The sequence below is a fragment of the Nocardia sp. NPDC127579 genome (assembly GCF_042672005.1).
Lineage (GTDB): Bacteria > Actinomycetota > Actinomycetes > Mycobacteriales > Mycobacteriaceae > Nocardia.
Genome location: NZ_JBHXVZ010000004.1, coordinates 378,218 through 398,085 on the forward strand (window position 1 = coordinate 378,218; position 19,868 = coordinate 398,085).

At 67.8% G+C, this 19,868-nt stretch carries 21 protein-coding genes and 1 other RNA gene; 11 read left to right on the forward strand and 11 right to left on the reverse strand.

Annotated elements, in window-relative coordinates:
* Position 1: 1 nt before the first annotated feature.
* The 4 genes from ACFVMC_RS17115 to ACFVMC_RS17130 are packed head-to-tail and all read right to left on the reverse strand — an operon-like array spanning position 2 to position 3,115.
* Entirely contained in the window at positions 2–754 is a 753-nt protein-coding gene (locus tag ACFVMC_RS17115) for an ESX secretion-associated protein EspG (RefSeq protein WP_379211232.1), read from the reverse strand.
* A 34-nt stretch (positions 755–788) separates the two neighbouring features.
* The gene (locus ACFVMC_RS17120; protein WP_379211234.1) at positions 789–2,165 is read right to left on the reverse strand and encodes a hypothetical protein; all 1,377 of its coding nucleotides are present in this window, start codon (positions 2,163–2,165) and stop codon (positions 789–791) included.
* Positions 2,165–2,560, reverse strand: a complete 396-nt coding sequence (locus ACFVMC_RS17125) for a hypothetical protein (protein WP_379211236.1) — start codon at positions 2,558–2,560, stop codon at positions 2,165–2,167. Before ACFVMC_RS17125 ends, ACFVMC_RS17120 begins: the two co-directional genes overlap by 1 nt.
* 30 nt (positions 2,561–2,590) lie before the next feature.
* Positions 2,591–3,115, reverse strand: coding sequence for a DUF3558 domain-containing protein (locus ACFVMC_RS17130; RefSeq protein WP_379211238.1), 525 nt, complete (start codon positions 3,113–3,115; stop codon positions 2,591–2,593).
* A gap of 244 nt (positions 3,116–3,359) precedes the next feature.
* Between ACFVMC_RS17130 and ACFVMC_RS17135 the strand changes: the two genes are divergently transcribed.
* The 3 genes from ACFVMC_RS17135 (at position 3,360) to ACFVMC_RS17145 (ending at position 6,115) form a co-directional block, all read left to right on the forward strand.
* Positions 3,360–4,097: a zinc ribbon domain-containing protein gene (locus tag ACFVMC_RS17135; RefSeq protein WP_379211240.1), complete on the forward strand. Its 738-nt coding sequence runs from the start codon at positions 3,360–3,362 to the stop codon at positions 4,095–4,097.
* A gap of 13 nt (positions 4,098–4,110) precedes the next feature.
* Complete coding sequence (locus ACFVMC_RS17140) at positions 4,111–5,238, forward strand: bifunctional RNase H/acid phosphatase (protein ID WP_379211242.1); 1,128 nt, start codon at positions 4,111–4,113, stop codon at positions 5,236–5,238.
* A 169-nt stretch (positions 5,239–5,407) separates the two neighbouring features.
* Entirely contained in the window at positions 5,408–6,115 is a 708-nt protein-coding gene (locus ACFVMC_RS17145; RefSeq protein ID WP_379211243.1) for a hypothetical protein, read from the forward strand.
* Here ACFVMC_RS17145 and ACFVMC_RS17150 read toward each other — a convergent pair.
* On the reverse strand, positions 6,112–6,630 hold the full coding sequence (locus tag ACFVMC_RS17150) for a TrmH family RNA methyltransferase (protein ID WP_379211245.1): 519 nt from the start codon (positions 6,628–6,630) through the stop codon (positions 6,112–6,114). The two genes, ACFVMC_RS17145 and ACFVMC_RS17150, sit on opposite strands and share 4 nt — an antisense overlap.
* A 129-nt stretch (positions 6,631–6,759) precedes the next feature.
* Entirely contained in the window at positions 6,760–7,647 is an 888-nt protein-coding gene (locus ACFVMC_RS17155; protein ID WP_379211246.1) for an alpha/beta hydrolase, read from the reverse strand.
* A gap of 84 nt (positions 7,648–7,731) precedes the next feature.
* On the opposite strand from ACFVMC_RS17155, the gene rnpB reads away from it, so the two are divergent.
* Positions 7,732–8,136, forward strand: an RNA gene (rnpB, locus tag ACFVMC_RS17160) — RNase P RNA component class A.
* A 299-nt stretch (positions 8,137–8,435) separates the two neighbouring features.
* Here the strand turns inward: rnpB and ACFVMC_RS17165 are convergent.
* The gene (locus ACFVMC_RS17165) at positions 8,436–8,816 is read right to left on the reverse strand and encodes a hypothetical protein (RefSeq protein ID WP_379211247.1); all 381 of its coding nucleotides are present in this window, start codon (positions 8,814–8,816) and stop codon (positions 8,436–8,438) included.
* 430 nt (positions 8,817–9,246) lie between these two features.
* On the opposite strand from ACFVMC_RS17165, the gene ACFVMC_RS17170 reads away from it, so the two are divergent.
* Together ACFVMC_RS17170 and ACFVMC_RS17175 are read left to right on the forward strand one after the other, a co-directional pair.
* Positions 9,247–9,579 (forward strand): hypothetical protein, encoded by a 333-nt coding sequence (locus ACFVMC_RS17170; RefSeq protein WP_379211249.1) that lies wholly within the window; start codon positions 9,247–9,249, stop codon positions 9,577–9,579.
* Positions 9,580–9,599: 20 nt separating this feature from the next.
* Entirely contained in the window at positions 9,600–11,069 is a 1,470-nt protein-coding gene (locus ACFVMC_RS17175) for an RNB domain-containing ribonuclease (RefSeq protein WP_379211250.1), read from the forward strand.
* Between the two features lie 42 nt (positions 11,070–11,111).
* Here the strand turns inward: ACFVMC_RS17175 and ACFVMC_RS17180 are convergent, their stop codons facing one another.
* The 4 genes from ACFVMC_RS17180 to panB all read right to left on the reverse strand — a co-directional run bounded on the left by ACFVMC_RS17180 (position 11,112) and on the right by panB (position 14,518).
* Positions 11,112–12,158, reverse strand: coding sequence for a CHAD domain-containing protein (locus ACFVMC_RS17180; RefSeq protein WP_379211252.1), 1,047 nt, complete (start codon positions 12,156–12,158; stop codon positions 11,112–11,114).
* A 4-nt stretch (positions 12,159–12,162) separates the two neighbouring features.
* Positions 12,163–13,131, reverse strand: a complete 969-nt coding sequence (gene pip, locus ACFVMC_RS17185; protein ID WP_379211254.1) for a prolyl aminopeptidase — start codon at positions 13,129–13,131, stop codon at positions 12,163–12,165.
* Positions 13,131–13,559 carry a hypothetical protein gene (locus tag ACFVMC_RS17190; protein WP_379211256.1) on the reverse strand — a complete coding sequence of 143 codons (429 nt, stop codon included), beginning with the start codon at positions 13,557–13,559 and terminating at the stop codon, positions 13,131–13,133. The genes pip and ACFVMC_RS17190 overlap by 1 nt, the downstream gene beginning before the upstream one ends.
* A gap of 104 nt (positions 13,560–13,663) precedes the next feature.
* The gene (panB, locus tag ACFVMC_RS17195) at positions 13,664–14,518 is read right to left on the reverse strand and encodes a 3-methyl-2-oxobutanoate hydroxymethyltransferase (RefSeq protein ID WP_379211550.1); all 855 of its coding nucleotides are present in this window, start codon (positions 14,516–14,518) and stop codon (positions 13,664–13,666) included.
* 466 nt (positions 14,519–14,984) lie between these two features.
* Between panB and ACFVMC_RS17200 the strand changes: the two genes are divergently transcribed.
* From ACFVMC_RS17200 to glnA, 5 genes are all read left to right on the forward strand, one after another.
* A complete protein-coding gene (locus ACFVMC_RS17200; protein WP_379211257.1) occupies positions 14,985–15,410 on the forward strand; it encodes a hypothetical protein in 426 nt (141 codons plus the stop codon).
* Positions 15,411–15,427: 17 nt separating this feature from the next.
* Positions 15,428–15,703, forward strand: a complete 276-nt coding sequence (locus ACFVMC_RS17205; protein WP_379211259.1) for a hypothetical protein — start codon at positions 15,428–15,430, stop codon at positions 15,701–15,703.
* Positions 15,704–15,810: 107 nt separating this feature from the next.
* Positions 15,811–17,340, forward strand: a complete 1,530-nt coding sequence (locus tag ACFVMC_RS17210) for an alpha/beta hydrolase (RefSeq protein ID WP_379211261.1) — start codon at positions 15,811–15,813, stop codon at positions 17,338–17,340.
* Positions 17,341–17,542: 202 nt separating this feature from the next.
* Entirely contained in the window at positions 17,543–18,427 is an 885-nt protein-coding gene (locus tag ACFVMC_RS17215; protein WP_379211262.1) for an alpha/beta hydrolase family esterase, read from the forward strand.
* Positions 18,428–18,507: 80 nt separating this feature from the next.
* On the forward strand, positions 18,508–19,848 hold the full coding sequence (gene glnA, locus ACFVMC_RS17220; protein ID WP_379211263.1) for a type I glutamate--ammonia ligase: 1,341 nt from the start codon (positions 18,508–18,510) through the stop codon (positions 19,846–19,848).
* The last annotated feature ends 20 nt before the right edge of the window (positions 19,849–19,868 follow it).

Genomic DNA, 19,868 nt, shown 5'->3' on the forward strand with positions numbered 1-19,868 from the left:
CCTACCAGAAGCTGGTCTGCGCGCGCTGGCAGGTCTCGATGCGGTACTGCATGTGCCGCAGGAGTTCGTCGGTGCTGCCCGGAGTCACGCTCAGATCATTGTCGTTGTGGTTGACCAGCAGGTAGCGGCCGTCGTCGGGATAGTCCAGCCAGTGGAAGGCGTGACCGTCCCGGGTGGGCCGAGCGTCGTAGGCGATGCTCGGGTACACGGTGATCTCGCCGAGACTGGTGCGGGGGCGCTGGAAGAAGCGGTTCGGCTGCTGGCCGGAGGACAGCCGCGCATACTCGCCGCCGTTCAGGTCCGAGCGCCGCGCGCCGAACGGCGGATGCGAACCCGCTTGGCAGCGCGGCAGTTTCGCGATAATCTCCGAGGTGAGCAGCCGCGCGTCACCCGTGGTCAGGACAACGTCACGGCCGTGCCGCGGGTCCGGTCCCGGCAATTGGGTGGCGAGTACGGCCTCGTGATCGACGATCCCGGCGTGCAGCCGGATCACCTGTGCGAGGTGCGGTCCGTGGAAACCGTGGATCTCGATGCGCACCCGAGGCTCCAGCAGCACCTCCAGCGCCCGATACAGACGCTCGTCGAAGAGGTTCTGGACGCGTTGGGCGGCGAGCCTGCGCTCGTACTCCCAATCGTCGTGCGACTCCATTCGCGGCGGCTGAAAGCTCAGCGGGTAGGGCCAGCGGTCCCGGCCGAGGGCCTCCAACAACAGCTTGAACGCGAATCCGTCCAGCTGCCAGCGTAATTCATTCATCTGTGGTTCTCGTACCTGTTCGAAGTGATCCGATTCAGCCGCCGATGACCCCGCCGGGCGGCAGCACGCGCGGCTGCACGCCGAGCAGTTCGGACTCCCGATCCTGGATCAGGTAGTCCGGGATCTGGTGTTCGTCGTCGTCCTCGCCCCGGCCACCGCGATTGCCCATACCGCCCATGCCCGGCATGCCCGCCATGCCGTTGCGGCCCGTGCCGGAGCCGCGGCTGCTGGCGGTGCCGGTGCCGGTGGGGTTGCCGGTGCCCGGGTTCGCGGACACCGTCCTCGGTGTGCCCGGCGTGGCGGTGGTCGGGAGACCGGAGCCGGGGGTGGTGCCGCGCGGCCTGCCCGAACCCGGGGTGCCGGTGGTCGGAATCGTCGAGGTGGGGACATTGGCCGACGGCACGTTGGTCGTCGCCGGGGTGGTCGGGACGCCGACGCTGGGTACGCCGTAGGCGGGCGTACCGGTCGACTGCGGGATGGTCGAAGGCGACGGGGTGTCGGTAGTGGCCGGAACTGTTGCGGGCGAGGGCGTTTCAATGCTCGCCGGAACAGTGGAAGGCGACGGGGTGACCCCCGTCGGCGATGGCGAGGGCGTGCCGCCGTTCGAGGAGGGTGACGGGGTCTTGGCGCTGGGCGAGGGTGTGTTAGCCGAGACCGGGTTGGTCGGTTCGGGCAACTTCGGCGTCTGCCCGTCCACCTGGACCGCGCCCGGCTGATACATCGACGTCATGACGTTCTGCGCGGAGGCCTCGGCCTCGTTGGCGCGGTGCTTTTCCAGCTTGAGCAGGCCATTGCCGGGAATATGGCCCACGATCTCGCCGAGCGTGGAGACTTCGGTCGGCTTCTCGACCGACAGCTGGGCCTGCGCTAGGTAACCCTGAATGAGATCGATGCCGTTGGCGACCTCCTGGAAAGCGGTACCGAGAGTTTTGAAGCCTTCGCCGTAGGTTCGAGTAGCCGTCATCGCGGCATTGGCGGTCTTACCCTTCCAATACGTCTCGATATCGGCTTCGACGCCCTTGTTGAACGCGTCGGCGGCCGTATCGACCGAGGCGACGAGCCGGCGCCAGCCGTCGGCGCCGGCATTGATGTCACCCTCTACGACACCCGACTTGCCGTCGTGGGCGTTGAGACCGTTCCAGATATCCAGGTGCGACCAGCTGTCGAAGGCTTCCTTCTTGTCGCCGACCAGGACCTGCGCGGCGGTTTCGCCGTAACTGCTCTTCAGCCGGGCCGACTCGTCGCTGATGATCTTGCGATCTTCGGACCATTTGCTGTCGGCGTCGTCGATCTGCTTGCCGCGCGCGCCCGCGGCGTCATGGGATTGCTGGTTGCCGGAAATTCCGGCCCACGCCGTGCCCGCCACCGCGGCAATGCCCGCGCCGGCCGCGATGATTCCTGGAAGCGGCATTACTTCACCTGCTCGGTCTGGTTCTTCAGCGGGTTGGCCGCATCGGTGTCGGCCTGTTCGAGTTTGCCGATCGCCGCCCTGTAGGTATCGCGCATCAGGGTCACGACTTCGATGTGCTGTTCCAGGCGTTTGACAGCGTTGTCATTGGCGTCGGTGCCACCGCCGGTTGCCTTGTGCTGGAACTTTTCCTGCAAGGCGATTGCGGAGGGGAGGGTGCCGTAGCCCGATAGGTGGCCTAGGCTGCTGACTTTGCTTTTCATGTCAGCGAGTTCTTCGAGCAGGGTCTGGCAGCGGTTGGCGAGCGCCGAGCCGATCTCGGTGTCCATCTTGAATTCACCGGAGACGGCATTCTGTTTCAGCGTCTGCCAGGTCTTCAAATCATTCTCTGTTGTCATGTGCTTTCCCCCATTCGTCAGATGGGACTACTACTTCGGTAGGTGCGGTTCGAGATCCGCCGCCCACTCGACCGCCAGCTCACACAAGTCGGGTTTGGTGCCGACAGAGGTGACTCCCCAGCTGATGTTCACCTCGAACATGCCTTGTTCAGCGGGCATGGCCGCATAGCAACTCTCGTCGGTGTCGGTCTTGTCCTGAAGCACCAGGCCCTGCCGCGGGCCGATGTTCGCGTCACGCAGGACGTTCACCTTCGTATTCGCGCGACTTTCCGCCAGCGTGTGAGCGCTGGAGAAGATCGTGACCCGGATGGTTCGCTTGCCCGACGCGTCGGTGCCGGTCGGCCGCCAAGCGCATACCCGCCAGCTGGATACCCCTGTGGGTGGATCGGTCACGACATCCTTGGAGCTGGGATCCAGCCCCACACCGCGCAAGGTGGCATCACTGAGCTCGGAGCACACGTTGAAGATCGGATTCGCCGCCAGGTCCCGCGTCGTCGGCTGAGCCGATTTCTCCGCGGGCTTCGACGGCCCGCACCCGGCTACCAGCCCCGCCACAGCCGCTCCCACGATTACGGTCCGTAGGACACAGGTACGCATGTCTCTCCTGGTGTGAGCGTGGATTCTTCCCCCGCGACAACTATAAGACGCACCGGCTCGGGGCGCGGTTCCAGTTCGTCGGGAATTCACCGGTGGGCGCTGGCCGTCGGGGAGAGTGGGGCGGGGTACCGTTGACCCTTGGTGTCCGCCCCGGCGGTGTGGCGCCGCCCACCCGTCCATAGCGTTCAGGAGTTTCGCCGCGTTGAATGTCGAACCACCGGTCCAGGCCAAGCTGCTGCAGCTCGCCGCTGTCGACACCGAGCTGACACGGATCGCGCATCGCCGCACCGTGCTGCCCGAGCAGCAGGAGGTGACGCGGCTGGAGGCGGAGCGCAACAAGCACAAGGACGCCGCGGTGGCGGTGGAGATCCAGATCGATGATCTGGATCGCGATATCCGTAAGCTGGAGGGCGAGATCGATGCCGTCCGCAAGCGCGAGGAACGCGACCGGGGCATGTTGACGGCGGGAAGTGTTGGCGCCAAGCAGCTTTCGGAGATCCAGCACGAGCTGGGCAGCCTGGAGCGGCGGCGTTCGGTGCTGGAGGACGAACTGCTCGAGGTGATGGAGCGCCGCGAGGCGTCCACCTCCGATCACGATCACGCCGGCGCCCGGCTCAGCAAGACCGAACAGGATCTCGCCGACGCGCAGCGGCTGCGCGATGAGGCGCTGGCGGATCTGGATGTGGCGCAGGGGCGTTGCGATCAGGACCGGGCGCGGCTGGTCGAGCAGTTCCCGGCCGAGTTGCTCGGCGTCTACGACAAGCAGCGGGAGCGCAACGGGGTGGGCGCGGCGCTGTTGCAGGCCCGCAAGTGCGGGGCCTGCCGGATCGAATTGGATCGCGGCGAGATCGCCCGGATCGCCAAGGCGGCTCCCGAGGCGGTCGTGCGCTGCCCGGAGTGCGGCGCGATCATGGTGCGCACCAAGGAATCCGGCCTGTAACCGAGGAGGTCGGGTGAGTAACGCGCATGTGGTGGTCGAGGCCGACGGCGGGTCGCGGGGCAATCCGGGCCCGGCCGGATACGGCGCGGTGGTCTTCGACGCCGACCATGTGACGGTCCTGGCCGAACGCCGCGAGAGTGTCGGCGTGGCGACCAACAATGTGGCGGAATACCGCGGTCTGATCGCGGGTCTGGAGGCGGCCGCGGAGCTGGGCGCGCGCACGGTCGCGGTGCGCATGGACTCCAAACTGGTGGTCGAGCAGATGTCGGGTCGCTGGAAGGTCAAGCACGCGGCGATGATCCCGCTGGCCGACCGGGCCCGCCGCCTGGTGGCCGGATTCGACCGGGTCAGCTTCGAGTGGATTCCGCGCAAGGAGAACTCCTACGCCGACCGCCTGGCCAATGAGGCGATGGACGACGCGCCACTCGTCGACGAAGTGCGCACCGCCCGCGCGGCCGGACCCGCTGGCGTCGTGAATCCTCCTGCGGCACAACCGAGCACGGGCCCCGCCTGGACCGGCGCGGTCGGCCGACCGACCCGTCTGCTGCTGTTGCGGCACGGTCAGACCGAGCTTTCGGTGCAGCGTCGCTATTCGGGGCGCGGCAATCCGCCGCTCACCGCGCACGGCCGCGACCAGGCCGCGCACGCCGCGAAAATGCTTGCGGCCAAAGGCGATATCGCCGCCATCGTCTGCTCGCCGCTGGGCCGTGCCCGCGAGACCGCCGAGGCGGCGGGCGCGGCGCTGAACCTGCCGGTCCATGTCCTGGACGGACTGATCGAAACCGATTTCGGTGACTGGGAAGGGTTGACCTTTCTCGAAGCGGCACAGCAGGATCCGGAGCTGCATGCGCGCTGGCTCACCGACACCTCGGTGATCCCGCCGGGCGGTGAGAGTTTCGACGCGGTGCGGGAACGCATCGAGGACGTGCGCCGCGATCTGGTCGCGCTGTACCCGGGCGCGAACGTTCTGGTGGTCAGCCACGTCACCCCGATCAAGACCTTGCTGCAACTCGCGCTCGGTGTCGGCCCGTCCCTGCTGTTCCGGCTGCATCTGGATCTGGCTTCGCTGTCGGTCGCCGAGTTCTATCCCGACGGCGGCTCCTCGGTCCGGCTCGTGAACGACACCTCCTACCTCGCCTGATGTCTCGGTAACATCGCCGCCGCCGCGACCGATCGACCCGGCGGAGCGGCACTGTGAGATTGCCCGGCCGATCCGCGCGTGCCGGGGGTGGTACTCCATGATGTGTGGGGTGTGGCCGCCGCTCCGGGTTCCCGGGCGCCGGCCGGTGTTTCGAGAGAAAGAGCTATACGTGAAGTTCAGAGGCGTGGCGGCCATCGCTGCCGTCATCGCGGGTGTGGGCGCTGCCCTGGTCGGCGGCACCGCGCAGGCCGAGCCGGGGAGTGTGGTGCTCGGCGGTAGTTCGGGGCTGGTGTTCGAGAACGATCACGCGTGCTCGCTGGCTGCCATCGGCTACGACAACGCGGGCCGGTTGGTCGGCTTGACCGCAGGGCACTGCGCGCCGACGGGTTCGCTGGTGGGTTCGGAGACCCAGCTGCACGCGGGCGCGATCGGGGTGGTCGCCTACTCCGACGACGGCGAGGGCCTGGATTTCGGTGTGCTGGTGTTCGACAAGCAGCGGGTGACCCCGGTGCGCACGGTCGGCGCGACCACCATCGCCGGAATCGGCGCCCGCCCGGGGCCGGGCGCGACGGTGTGCTCCAACGGCCGCACGAGCGGCCCGGGCTGCGGCCTGGTGTGGGGCGACCTCGACCCGATCACCACGTTGAACCAGGCGTGCTCGCAGCCGGGCGATTCCGGTGGCCCGGTGACCGTGGGTGACCGCTTGGTCGGCATGAACCTGGGCCGCTTGACCGGCTACGCGGGGATCGGCTTCGATATCCCGTGTGCCACCGCCGCCAACCCGATCCACTCGCCGGCGTACTTCGCGCCGATCGACGAGATCCTGGCCGCCATCGACGAAATGGGCGGTGCGGGCGCCGGTTTCCGCCCGGTCTAGATCAGTCCGGCGAGTTTGTAGAGCACGAGGGAACCGGCCACCGCCACATTGAGGCTGTGGCCGGTTCCGACCATCGGGATCTCCACGGTGAGATCGAGATGTTCCAGCCCCTCGGGCGGAATGCCGTCGGCTTCGTGTCCGAGCACCATGACCGTGCGCCGGTGCGCGGTGGGCAGGTCGGCGAGCCGGATCGATTCGTCGGTCAGTTCGACCCCGACGATCGCCGATCCGCCGTCGCGCTGGCGTTGCAACCAGCGGTCCACACGTCCGTCGACCCAGTGCACGCAGTGTCGTTTGCGGAGCGTGTTGCCCTGGGCGAGGGCCTCGGGCACCCACGGTTTGCGCGGTACCACCAGGCAGGCGCCGACCGCGTCGCAGGTGCGCATGAGGGTGCCCAGATTGACGCCGTGCTTGGGCCACAGCGGTGCGGCCAGCAGATGGTTCCAGCAACCGTGTGCGCGCTGCCGGCGTTGCCGGCGCAGTTCGGGGCGGGTGCGCACCCGCGCGGCGGTCATCGGGGAACGGGAAGACCCTTCCCGAGGGGGAGTGCTGAATTCATATCGGCGATGCTTCGCGGCGCATCGGAGCCATCGACAGAGGTACTGCGAATCTCGTTCAACGATACCGCACACCGTCGACGGTGCTCAGGGGCGCAATACCGACACCAGGAATTCGGTCTGGTCGTAGACCGCCTGCTCGAAGACATCGTCGAAGTACACGTCGAAGTGGCCCACCGGATACCGTTTCACTACAGCGTGTTTCGTGCGCTCGGCGGCCTTGAGCGTCGGCTTCACCGGTGCGATCGAATCATTCTCGGCGACCGCGTAGAACACCGGTACCTTCAACCCCTTGGTACGCCGGCCAGGTGAGTCGAACAGCGCCGAGAACGCGAACCGCGCAGCGACTTTCGGTTCGTAGGTCTGGCTCTCCTCGGCGAGTCTGCCGTAGCCCTCCGGAACGTCGGAGGCCGACATCAGCGCCGCGGATCGCTTGCGCCCGGCCAGCTTCACGCCGATCGGCTTGCGCCGCACCGGCGCCAGCAGCAGGTCGGTGGTGGCCAGGGTGGCGACTCTGACCAGGCTGATCGGCCCCTTGGCCAACCCCGACGCCAGCCCGCTGGTGAACGGCACCTGGGCCACCACGGCCGCCAGGTAGTCGTCCTCGGGAGCCACCGATAGCACGTGACCGCCGCCGAAGGACGTGCCCCACAATGCGATTCGGGTCTTGTCGATACCGCGCAGGGTGCGCGCGTAGGCGATCGCGCTACGCCAGTCGTCACGCTGCTTGGCGATATTGATCACCTGGCGGGGCGTGCCCGCGCTGGCGCCGAAATGCCGATAGTCGAAGACCAGCACCGCCATTCCGGCCGCGGCGAATCGCCGCGCGTACCGATCCAGACCCATGTCCCGAGTGCCCCCCAGACCATGCCCCATCACCACCAGCGGGCGAGGCTTGGGGACGCCTGCGGGAGGATACAGCCAACCGGCGCAATGCTCGTTACCCGACGGGAAACTGACCTCGAGACGTTCCATGGCCCATTACCGTACTGTGCGCCGCTTATCGGTACACGCCGTGGTTGGTGCACCGCTACACACCGGTTACGCTGAACGAGCGGACGAGTTGGCCGGGCGACCGCGGCGCAGGGAACGGGCACGGTAGTGCCGCCGCCCCGCGCCGAGGAAAGTCCGGACTCCACAGAGCAGGGCGGTTGCTAACGGCAACCCGGGGCGACCCGCGGGACAGTGCCACAGAAAACAGACCGCCGGGGAGTTCCCCGGTAAGGGTGAAACGGTGCGGTAAGAGCGCACCAGCGCCCCGGGTGACCGGGGCGGCTCGGTAAACCCCGCCCGGAGCAAGGTCGAAGGTCGCACCACACGGTGCGGTTGCGCAGGCGTTCGAGGGCTGCTCGCCCGAGCCTGCGGGTGGGCCGCTCGAGGCACCCGGCAACGGTGTGTCCAGATGGATGGTCGTCACCCGGTGCGAGCCGGGGACAGGATCCGGCTTACAGGCCAACTCGTTCGCCTTCGACATGCGAAACGCCGGTGCTGTGCGGAGCAGCACCGGCGCTTCGGACCTCGGTTCAGACGGCCAGCGCGGCCAGGAAGCTGAACAGCGAAGCCACGATCTTGGCGCCGGTCTCGCCTTCCGAACTACCGGACAACAGGCTGCTCATCGGAACTCCTTCGAGTTGTGGCGGCCGGTGGCGCGCCAGTGGACGGAGCTCGCCCCGGAGAGTCCGGCGCGCCTGACAAATGCTAATCAGCGGTACGCGGTTTCCCGGTAGCGCAATCAGCCCCTGTCGGAGCGCATGCTGGGTGGGCTAACCGCACACATTCTTGGCCATCTGGTAGACCAGCTGAGCCTCCTGTTCGGAGATCTGTGCCGACCCGTTCCCGGCCAGCTGCACGATATCGGCGAGAATCGCGTCCTCGGCCTTCGCGGCCTTGACGTTTCCGCATGTCCTGGTGAGGATTTCGCCGATCTGCGCGTCGGCGCGGCCCGCCGCGAGCTGCGGGAACGCGGATTTGAAACTGATGACGAAGGCGCCGGCGCGGGCACTGTCGACGATCGCCGAGGCCGAGGCCGCGGCGGCGCTGGAGGCCGCGGCGGGCGTCGCCGGCTTGTCTTCGCCGCCGCACCCGGCGAGCAACAGGGCGGCGAGGGTGGTGCTGGCCGCGAGGACGGCGGTAGTTCTGGTCACGCTGCGCGATGCTAGCGGCATCGCGCGAAAGCCGCCTCCCGTCCCACTGCCCGGAAGGCGACCGCCGCGTCGACGGAAACCCTGAGGTCAGGTCGGGTTGATCATGAAGACCGAGGCCCAGTACGCGGCCTGTTCCGGACCGAGCACCGGCATCAGGTAGTCGAAGAGGATCGTTGACATGACTGTGTTTCTCCCAATTGTCGACGTACAGGGACACTGTGCGAATCCGCCGACGAGCGTCGCGCGGATCGCCGGGGAACCCTAACAGCCGGGGGCGGTTTGTCCGGTCCGGCACGGCGTTTCGTCGTCAACTGGCCTTAGGAGTGATCGACGTCATAGAGTGGTCGCCGTTGGCAAAAGAACTCGGCGGCGGGGCGGTCCGGCGAGATTCTCTCTCCTTTCCGAGTGCAGGAAGCAGGTCTCAATACATATGCGGGTAGTTCGTTCCTTGGTCGCCGGCGCGTTGATCGCCGGGGCCGCATCCGTTTTCGCCGTGCTGGGCGCCGGTTCCGCGAACGCGGTCGCGGTGACTCCGCTGCCGGGCGGGGTGCAGGTCGACCTCACACCTGGTGACACCCGGTGGGTCAGCCAGTCCAATATCGGTTTGGCTATCGCCGGCCTGCCGCATCCGTCGGCGGCATCGTTCGGTCAGGCGCTCGACGCCGCGGCCGAGGTGTCGGCGGCCGTGCCGAACGGCCGGGTGACCTTCACCGTGTTCGGCCCGCTCAATGAGCTCAACGGCACGATGCTGGCGTTGCAGTAGTAGCGAGCGGCTCTCACACTGTGGAACTGCACCAGCGGATCGTCTCGGCTCCGGTAGATTTCGGGGCCATTCGATCCGAATTCGGTTTGGCCTCGGCGTATCCCGCCGAGGCCAGCGCGGAAGCCCGCGACGCGTCCGACGCGTTCGCGGGCTTTCGCGTCGATCGCACCGATCTGGAACTGGTGACGATCGATCCGCCCGGCGCGATGGATCTCGATCAGGCGGTCCGGCTGGAACGCACCGCGACCGGTTTCACCGTGCACTACGCGATCGCCGACGTCGCCGCGGTGATCACACCCGACGGCGCGCTGGCACGCGAATCGGGTTCCCGGGGGCAAACTTTCTATCTTCCCGACGGCACCGTGCCGCTGCATCCGCCGGAGCTGTCCGAGGGGTCGGCCAGCCTGCTGCCGGAGCAGACCAGGCCTGCCGCGCTGTGGACCATCCACTGCGACACCGCGGGTGAACCGGTGACGTACACGGTCGAGCGGGCGCTGGTCCGTTCCCGCGCGCGACTGGATTACGCGGGCGTGCAAGCCGATGCGGACGCCGGACGCCTGCATCCCTCGATCGCGGCGCTGCCGGAATTCGGACAGCTGCGGATCGCGGCCGGACTAGCGCGCGGTGCGATCGGCCTGCGCCTGCCGTCGCAGAGCATCGTTCGAGACGAGGGCGTCGACGGGCACTGGCAGCTCGTCCTCGAACCGCGCACCGCGGCCGACGACTGGAACGAACAGATCTCGCTGCTCACCGGCATGGTCGCGGCCCGAATCATGCTGCGTGGGAACGCATCCGGCGAAGTGCTCGCGCTGCTGCGCACCATGCCGCCACCGGCCGAGGCCGCCATCGCCGCCATGCGCCGCACGGCCGCCGCGCTCGGCGTCGCCTGGCCCGCGGACCAGTTGGTAGGCCGCATGCTCGCCGACCTGGACCCGAATACCCCAGCCGCCCTGGTCCTGATGTCGGAAGCCACCGGGCTCCTTCGCGGCGCGGGCTACACCATTCTCGACGGCGACCCGGACGACGGCGCCGACGAGGCGCAGCGCGGCGAACCGGTGCTCGAGCACAGCGCGATCGGCGCGCCGTACGCGCACGTCACCGCGCCGCTGCGCCGCCTCGGCGACCGCTTCGCCACCGAGATCTGCCTGGCGCTCTGCGCGGAAACCGAAGTGCCGCAGTGGGTCCGAGACGGCTTGACCGACGTGGTAGCCGCCCTGCGCCGCTCCGACACGCTCGCCGGGAAGGTCGAGCGCGCCTGCGTCGACCTCACCGAAGCCACGCTGCTGTCCGAACGGCTGGGCGCGCCCTTCCAGGCGGTGGTGATCCGCGAATCCAACGGCAACCGCCCCGCCGAGATCTTCCTCCCCGACCCGCCCGTCCTGGGCCCCTGCACCGGCAGCCCACCCGAGGGCACCACCATCACCGCCACCCTCACCTCCGCCGACCCCACCACCCGCAAGATCGCCTTCACCTACACAAGTGGGACCTGACTGCGGCCCCTACTCGCGATTCGCCGCAGTCAAGTCCCGCTTTCAGCTGCGCAGCAGGGTGACCTGGCCGGTGAGCGCTTCGGCGGCGGCGGGGTAGCGGGTTAGTTCGTGGTGGGCGGACTGGGCTTCGGCGGTGGCCAGGATTGTGTAGAGGGCCGGGTTCTCGCCTGCGGCTTCGGCTTCGGTGGCGCGGGTTTGGATGGCGGCGTGGGATTCGATGGCGTCGCGGTGGTCGCCGAGGACGGTTTGCAGGTGCTTTGCCCGGCGGCCGAGGTCGATGGCGTCCGGGCCGAGGATTTCCGCCGCCGCCTCGCAGGAGTAGCGGAGTCGCTTGGCGCTCTTACGAATATCGTGGAGCAGCTCGATGCGGTCGTCCTCGGCGGCGCTGGGTTCGGCGCGGATGAACGCTTCCACCCGTTCGTGATCGCGTTGCAGGACGACGCGGAAGAACTCGCCGGCGGGGACGGCCGCGCGCGAGGGGCGCAGCGGTGCGTCGGTCTTCCAGTCGGACAGGGTATCTCGCAGCGTGCGGTATCGATCGCTGTCCAGGGCGGCGAGAATCCGAGCGTGCGCGCCGTCGTAGCGTGCGCGCTCGGCGGTCACCAGGCGCGTGGTGGCCCGCTCGAGATCCGCGGGCGAGGCGAGCGGCGCGCTGACGTGATGCGCCCCCACGGCAGCCACGGGCGCGGCCGGGCCGGAGTCGCTTGACGAGCCGGGGTGCCCGCGGTCCGGGACATCATCGGCGGAGTCCGCCGGTTTCCCTGTGGCCGTATCGATTTCGGCCACTGCGGTCAGCTGGTCCCGGTGCGCGGCCAGCAGCTTGTCGAATCGTTCCGCCCGTACCTCGGCGTCCCGCGCCACCCCCAGCAACTCCGCCAGCCACTTCAGTTCCGCCGTGACCGCGTCGGCGCGGTCACGGCGGAGCAGCATGCGATAGGAGCGCAGCACACTGCGCAGACGGCGAGTGGCCACCCGCATCTGGTGTACCGAGTCGTCGGCGTCGGCGCGAACCTCGGGTTCGGCGGTCAGCAGCCGGTCGACATCGTCGGCCAGGGCCTCGAGGAATGCCGTACCGGCGCTGACCTCCATGCGATCACTTCACTTTCGCGAATCCGTCTGTCGCCTCGATCAATCGGTCGACGATGCCGGGTTCGCTGGAGGCGTGCCCGGCGTCGTCGACGATGTGCAGCACCGAACCGGGCCAGGCGCGGTGCAGATCCCAGGCGCTGACCGGCGGGCAGACGACATCGTGACGGCCCTGCACGATCACCACGGGAATATGGGCGATTCTATCGAGATCACGCAGCAACTGGCCCTCCTCGAGGAAACCGCCGTGCCGGAAGTAGTGGTTCTCGATGCGCGCGAAGGCGAGCGCGAACCGCGGTTCACCGGATTCGGCGACCCGCTGCGGGTTCGGCAGCAGGGTGCTGGTCGCGCCCTCCCAGGTGGTCCAGGCGATGGCGGCGGCGGTGGCGATCTCCGGATCTGGGGAGTGCAGCAGCCGATGGTAGACCTCGACCAGGTCGCTGTCGCGCTCCGCTGGGGGCACGGGAGCGAGAAACCGCTCCCATAGATCGGGGTACAGATTGCCCGCGGCCCCGTTGTAATACCAGTCGATTTCCTTGCGCCGCAACAGGAAGATGCCGCGCAGCACCAGCTCGGTGACCCGTTCCGGATGCTGCTGGGCGTAGGCGAGCGCGAGGGTCGACCCCCAGGAGCCGCCGAACACCTGCCATCGCTCGATACCCAGATGCGTTCGCAGCGTTTCGATATCGGCGATCAGATGCGGTGTGGTGTTGGTTTCCAGGCTCGCGCCGTCGGCGATATGCGGAGTGCTGCGGCCGCATCCGCGCTGATCGAGCAGCACGATCCGGTAGGCCGCCGGGTCGAAGAAGCGCCGGTACGCCGGTTCGGTGCCGCCGCCGGGCCCGCCGTGCAGGAACACCACCGGCTTCCCGTGGGGATTGCCGCTGACCTCCCAGTACATGGCTTGACCGGCGCCGACGTCGAGCATGCCGCTGTCGAACGGCTCGATCTCGGGATAGAAGCCGCGACGCGTCATCAGAACGCGATCCCCGCGGCGAGATTCGGCAGTTCCAGCGCGTCGACGGCCTGCTGCCGGACATCGGGGCACGCCTTGGTGGTGACCGTGTCCACGATCGACTTGTCCTGCAGGATATGGCCGTTGATGCCGCCCTGCTGCAATCCCCACTGATGAACCAGCGCGTTCAACCCGATCTTGCCGAGGGTCGGGCCCTGCACCCGCCAGTTCGAGAGCTCCGGCTGGATCAGGTCGCACAGCTGTTTGGCGCCCGCGTCGGAGATCTCCAGCTTGGTCGGTGCGGCGGCGCTCGTGGACCCTCGCGCGGAGGACGTGGTCGTCTCGGCCGGGCTCGGATCCCCCGAAGTCGTGCACGCCGCCAGCGCCGCGGCGACGCACAATCCCGCCACCGCCGTGATGCTGCGTGAACCCCAACGCCTCTGCGCCATCCCAAACCTCATAACTCGTGTCGGCAATATCGACAACGAGTCTGCCACCTGAGCACGAAAGTGGGACATGACCGCGCGGCGGCCATGTCCCACTCGCGGGCAACTCAGAAGCTGTGCTCGGGCCCCGGGAAGGTGCCGCGGCGAACTTCCTCGGCGTAGTCGGCGGCCGCGGTGCGCAGATCGTGGCCGATGGTCGCGAACTGCTTGACGAACTTGGCGGTCTTACCGCTGGTGTAGCCGGCCATGTCCTGCCAGACCAGTACCTGGGCGTCGCAATCCGCGCCGGCGCCGATGCCGACGGTCGGAATGGTCAGCTTGCGGGTGACCTGCCCGGCCAGTTCGGCCGGGACCATCTCCATCACCACGGCGAACGCGCCCGCCTCCTGCACGGCCATCGCGTCGTGGATGAGCTGCTCGGCGGCGTCGCCGCGGCCCTGCACGCGGAAGCCGCCGAGGGTGTTGACGCTCTGCGGAGTGAAACCGACGTGTGCCATGACCGGGATACCGGCCGCGGTGATCAGCGCGATCTGCTCGGCGACGCGCTCACCACCCTCGAGCTTGACCGCGTGCGCCTGGCCTTCCTTCATGAACCGGGTCGCGGTGGCCAGCGCCTGCTGGGGCGAGGATTCGTAGGTGCCGAACGGCAGGTCGGCCACCACCAGGGCGTTGGGCGCGCCGCGGACCACGCCGCGGACCAGCGGGATCAGTTCGTCGACGGTGATCGGCACGGTCGTGTCGTAGCCGTACACCACGTTGGCGGCGGAATCGCCGACCAGCAGCACGGGAATACCGGCCTCCTCGAAGAGCCGGGCCGAGGAGTAGTCGTAGGCGGTGAGCATGGCCCACTTCTCGCCGTCGGCCTTGTACTGCTGCAGGTGGGTGACGCGAGTCTTGCGCCGTTTGACCGGTGCGGCGGGCGCCGCGCCGTAGGCAGGGGTTTCCGAATCGGATACGGACATCATCGTCCCTTCGTAGGGTGTCGCCTCGAGGCTCGTTCGAGTCCCCGGGTTTCTGACATGGCCAGTCTGCCACCGGCGGCTCGCCCCCGGAAAGGCCCCCGTTCGTGCGATCCACCACAGACGACCGGGATTGCGTGATACGCATCACATACCGACTGGTATCGACCAATTCGATGTGCTCCGACCTGCGGCGATGTCGGCAATCGAATCTTTTTCCGGGCAGTTCGAAATTCTTCCGGAAGTGAATGGAATCGGCATGCGAGGAGCGACGTCGAATCGGTTGAACGAAAAAGTTCAGCAGGAAGGGAGGGAGTGGACGATGATCCTGTCGCCATTCATCGGAGGCCGGGGTGCGGTTGTGAATCGATGACATGCGTCCGGTCTCCGATAGTTCGCGAGCCTCGGGACGGGAATGCCGATACGGCTCGGCAGCAAAACCAATGAGCAAGATGTTCGAAGTTAGTAATTGGAGTTCGATATGAATATTCGTAGAATCGCCGGAGCTTCCGCCGTCGCCCTGGCGTCGTGGGGCGTGGGAACCGGTCTGATGGCGCCGTCCGCGGTTGCCGCGGCGCCGACCGCGGCGGCCGATACCTCGTGTGCTCAGCCGGCCGAATCTGTTTCCTATGCAGCGGAGTTCGCCGCGGCCAGCGCGATGGTCGGGCTGTCGGCGGCGCCGATCGCGGGACCCTCCGGCCCGCCGGCCCTGCAGACCGCGCCGTGGCAGTTGAAGTGCGCGAAGGCCGTCACAGGATATGCCTTGTACCAAGCTCAGGGTATGCTCGTCTGCTTGCCGCCCGGCGCCGCTCATCCCCTTGCGGGCGCGGTGTGCAACCTGGCAAAATTGGCCGGAGGGCACGCGATCGACTTCAATAAGCTGTGCGACGACTAGATATACGGGGAATGGTCATGAATTCGAGAGAACGACAGCCGGTGGGCTTCTGGGAGTTCATCGTCCGTCGGCGCAGTTTCAAGGAAATACGCACCGTTGCGTTCTGGGCCGAGTATTCGGCGATGGCGGTGGTGCTGGGTATCGCATTCACGGGAATCGTGTACCTGCTGTCCTCCGCTGATCCGGCGATCCGCTTCGTTTTCGCGTCTATCGTGGCCGTCACGCTCGGTCTCCTGGCGCAGTACGGCGTCCATCGCGCCATGCCTCGAGGCACGGTCGATTCGGAGGGCTAGGGTCGGGGATCGGTCGCGGCCCGGGGAACGGATCACCGGTTTCCCGGGCCGTATCGGCTCGTTGCCCGCTGGATGCCGGGCGCGTGGTCCCTGGCAGGATCGTGCGCATGGGCTTGCGACAGGGCGTGCTGGGCATGGTGCTGCTGGCACTGTTCGTGAACGGGTGCGCCGCGGGGGAGGATGTGGCCGCGCCGATGCCGGCGACGCCGGAGGCGCTGGCGAAGTTCTATACGCAGCAGGTGCGCTGGGGTGCGTGCGCCGAGATCGCCGCCGAGGCGTTGCCGCCGATCGCGGAGTGCGCGAAGGTCACTGTGCCGGTGGACTATTCGAAACCGGACGGGGCGACCGCGCAGCTGGCGCTGTCGCGGATCCGGGCCTCGGGCGACCGGATCGGATCGCTGGTGATGAATCCGGGCGGCCCCGGGGTCTCGGGGTTGTCGATCGTCCGGCTGGGCGGCGCCACGGCACTGGCCGAGCGCTTCGACCGGATCGGATTCGATCCGCGCGGCGTCGGTTCCTCGACGCCGTCGATCACCTGCCTCACCGCACAGGAGACCGACGCCGAACGCGCCGAACCGCCGGAGGACAACACGCCTGCGGGGATCGAGATGCAGGAAGCCGAGATTCGTGACTACGTCGGCAAGTGTGTCGAACGCACCGGCGCCGATTATCTCGCCCACGTCGGTACCCGCGAGGTCGTTCAGGATATGGACGTCATCCGGGCGGTGCTCGGTGATCCCGCGCTCAGCTACCTCGGCTACTCCTACGGCACCAGGCTCGGCTCGGCCTACGCCGAGCGGTATCCGGACCGGGTGCGCGCCCTGGTGCTGGACGGCGCGATCGACTCCTCGCTCGATCCGACGGTCGAGTCGCTGCGGCAGGCGGCCGGATTCCAGAAGGCGTTCGACGGCTTCGGCGCGGACTGTGCGCGACAGCCGGACTGCCCGCTCGGCGACGACCCCGCCCGAACTGTCGAGCGGTTCCGTGCACTGGTGGATCCGCTGCGGGACAAGCCGGTTCACACCGCCGACCCGCGTGGGCTGTCCTACAACGACGCCATAACCGGCGTCCAGCAGGCGCTCTACTCCAATTCCCAGTGGGGTGCGCTGCGCGCGGGCCTGGCGGAGTTGCCCCAGGGGCGCGGCGACACCCTGCTGAAACTGGCCGACCTGTACGAAAGCCGTGGCGAGGACGGCGCCTACACGAATACGCAGGACGCGTTCAACGCGATCCGCTGCGTCGACGATCCACGGATCACCGATCCCGCGCTCGCCGCCCGGCTGGACATCGACTATCGCAGGGCCGCACCGTTTCTCGACGACGGCGCCGGCACCGGGGCGGCTGCCCGGGAAGTGTGCGCGTTCTGGCCGGTGCCCAACAGTTCGCAGCCGCACCGGATTTCGGTGGCCGGGCTGCCCAAGGTGGTGGTGGTCTCGACCACCGAGGATCCCGCGACCCCGTATCAGGCCGGTGTCGATCTGGCGCAGCAGCTGGGTGCGTCGCTGATCACGTATCGGGACGCGCGGCATACCTCGGCGCTGGTCGCGGGGGATGAGTGCCTGGACAACGCGGTGGTCGCCTACCTGACCGATCTCACCGAGCCGTCGGCCGGTCTCACCTGCGGCCAGCTCGGCTGAACCAGCGCATAGCCGATTATGCTTCCGCATGCCAGTGCGGGCTTGGATCGCGGTGTGAATTCACAAGCCGGTCGGCGCGGCGGCATCGGTGCCGACCGTGGTGAATTGTTCCTTCGCCTAACCATTTCGGAATCGGCGGCGGCGGCCGACGCGGCCTGCGTAGCGTGCGAACCGCAATTCTGTTCGCGCGCAAGGAGTTCCCGTGTCATCAGTACTCACAACCCGAATGGTCGCGCTGTTCGGCGCGGCGTGCGCTGCCTTGTCGCTGGTCGTGACCGCCGGTCCGGCCGGAGCCGACGCGGAGTTCTTCGAGGATCCGAACGACATGGCCGCCGCCTGCTCGACGACACCCGTCGCCGACGACCGGGTCCCGCTCGACGGCCGCTACTACCGCCTGCACGTCCCGGCCGGGATCTCCGCGGCCGGCGCGCCGCTGCTGGTCGCCATTCACGGCGGACACTCCGCGCCCGAGCGGCACGCCTCGGAGACCGACTGGAATGCCTTCGCCGACCAGAAGAAGGTCATCGTGGTCTATCCGCGCGGCAGCAAGGAGGGGGAGACCCAGGACAACGGGCAACCCGGCTGGGGCTGGAACGCCGACACTGTCGATGTCGACCACATCATGAAGGTGGTGGCGAATGTGCGCGCGAAGTACTGCGTGAACCCCAAGCGCATCCACCTGTCCGGGCACTCCAACGGCGGTCAGATGGCTTCGCGCGCGGGCTGTGTCCAGGCGGGCTTCTTCGCCTCGGGCGCGGTCTACGCCCCGGCGCCGCCGCCCACCGGCTGCGATCCGTCCCGCGCGATCTCCTGGGGCGTGTTCGCCTCGGCGAACGACACCACCGTGCTCGAACCGCTGGCCTACTCCCACGTCATGTACTGGAGCTGGGAGAATCGCCCGTGCCAGAACGAGCAGCCCGACGGCGGCACCGATGTCAAGGATTCCAAGCGCTGGGCGTGCGCGGACGGCACCCAGGTGCTGTGGCGGGTCTACAACGGCGGCAGTCACCACTGGCCGGAGGGCACTCGACGCGCCGAGATGCAGAACCGCATGTGGCAGCTGTTCCAGGCCTACCCGCGGCCGTGACGGTCGCGATGCGCAGTCCGTTCGCAATCTTCAGCCGCCACGTAACACAGATTTAACGCCAGGTGCATACTCTCGCGGACATGGATCGCCAGAAGGAATTCGTGCTGCGGACGCTCGAAGAGCGGGATATCCGATTCGTGCGGCTCTGGTTCACCGATGTCTTGGGTTATCTGAAGTCCGTCGCGATCGCGCCCGCCGAGCTGGAGGGCGCGTTCGAGGAGGGCATCGGATTCGATGGATCGGCCATCGAGGGCTTCGCCCGCGTGTCCGAGGCCGACATGGTGGCCCGGCCCGATCCGTCGACCTTCCAGGTCCTGCCCTGGGCGACCTCCAAGGGACATCAGCATTCGGCGCGCATGTTCTGCGACATCACCATGCCGGATGGCTCCCCGTCCTGGGCCGACCCGCGCCACGTGCTGCGCCGTCAGCTCAACAAGGCCGGTGATGTCGGGTTCAGCTGCTACGTGCATCCCGAGATCGAGTTCTTCCTGCTGAAGGACAGCCCGCAGGACGGCTCGAAGCCGGTCCCGGCCGACACCGGCGGCTTCTTCGATCAGGCCGTGCACGATTCGGCGCCGAACTTCCGCCGCCACGCCATCGACGCGCTCGAGTCCATGGGCATCTCGGTGGAGTTCAGCCACCATGAGGGCGCGCCGGGGCAGCAGGAGATCGACCTGCGCTACGCGGACGCGCTGTCCATGGCCGACAACGTCATGACCTTCCGCTACCTGATCAAGGAGGTGGCGATCGACGAGGGCGTGCGCGCCACCTTCATGCCGAAGCCGTTCGCGGAGTACCCGGGTTCGGCCATGCACACCCATATGAGCCTGTTCGAGGGCGAGGCCAACGCCTTCGCCGATCCCGACGATCCGGACAACCTGTCCGGCACGGCGCGCGCCTTCATCGCGGGCATCCTGGAGCACGCGCCGGAGATCTCGGCGGTCACCAATCAGTGGGTGAACTCCTACAAGCGCCTGATCCACGGCGGCGAGGCGCCGACGGCCGGTTCGTGGGGCCGGTCCAACCGGTCCGCGCTGGTGCGAGTGCCGATGTACACGCCGAACAAGGCTTCTTCGCGCCGAGTCGAGATCCGCAGTCCCGACTCCGCGTGCAACCCGTACCTGACCTTCGCCGTGCTGCTGGCGGCCGGTCTGCGCGGCATCGAGAAGGGCTACACGCTGCCGCCCGAGGCCGAGGACGACGTGTGGTCGCTGACCTCGGCGGAGCGCCGCGCCATGGGCTTCCGGGAACTGCCCGGCACCCTGGACGAGGCGTTGCAGGCGATGGAACGTTCCGAACTGGTCGCCGAGACCCTCGGCGAGCACGTCTTCGACTTCTTCCTGCGCAATAAGCGGCGGGAATGGGCCGATTACCGCAGCCAGGTCACCCCGTGGGAACTGAAGGAATACCTGGGCCTGTAAGCCCCGCTGTCCGATTCGTA